This window comes from Vibrio sp. 10N.222.48.A3 (genome assembly GCF_041475345.1).
Lineage (GTDB): Bacteria > Pseudomonadota > Gammaproteobacteria > Enterobacterales > Vibrionaceae > Vibrio > Vibrio tasmaniensis_A.
In genome coordinates this window covers 1-461 of record NZ_JBFRVX010000074.1, presented here as the reverse complement: position 1 = coordinate 461, position 461 = coordinate 1, and the positions used below count along the sequence as shown (strand labels likewise).

Genomic DNA, 461 nt, shown 5'->3' with positions numbered 1-461 from the left:
AGCATTCCGTTTGATGCTTACTCACCCTATGTGGTGTTGTTCGGAGCGGCGTTCTTGTGTTTGGTAATGGCAAACTTTATGTCTCATACCGCAACAGCTAACTTGTTAATGCCAATTATGGCTGCATTAGGTTCGTCTATGGCTTCACTCACGCCACTAGGCGGTGAGTTAACGTTAATTCTGGTTGTGACTTTTGCCGCTTCATTAGGTATGTCGCTGCCAATCAGTACGCCACCGAATGCGTTGGCTCATGCCACAGGTCATGTGCAAAGTAATCAAATGGCCAGAATCGGTATTATTTTAGGTGTGGTTGGTGTGCTACTGAGTTTTGTTATGGTGTGGGTGCTACATTCAATTGGTCACATAGGATAACGATACGTGTATCAACAAAAGCTAGAAGCACTTATCGATCGTTATTTTAATCAGACAGAACGTCGGGTGACGTGCCGTGCCGGTAACAC

Annotated in this window: 1 protein-coding gene; it reads left to right on the top strand. The window is 45.3% G+C overall.

What is annotated here, in order from left to right; translation table 11 throughout:
* On the top strand, window positions 1–372 hold a 372-nt coding region (locus tag AB4653_RS02715; RefSeq protein ID WP_372103276.1), incomplete at its 5' end, for an anion permease.
* Between the last annotated feature and the right edge of the window lie 89 nt (window positions 373–461).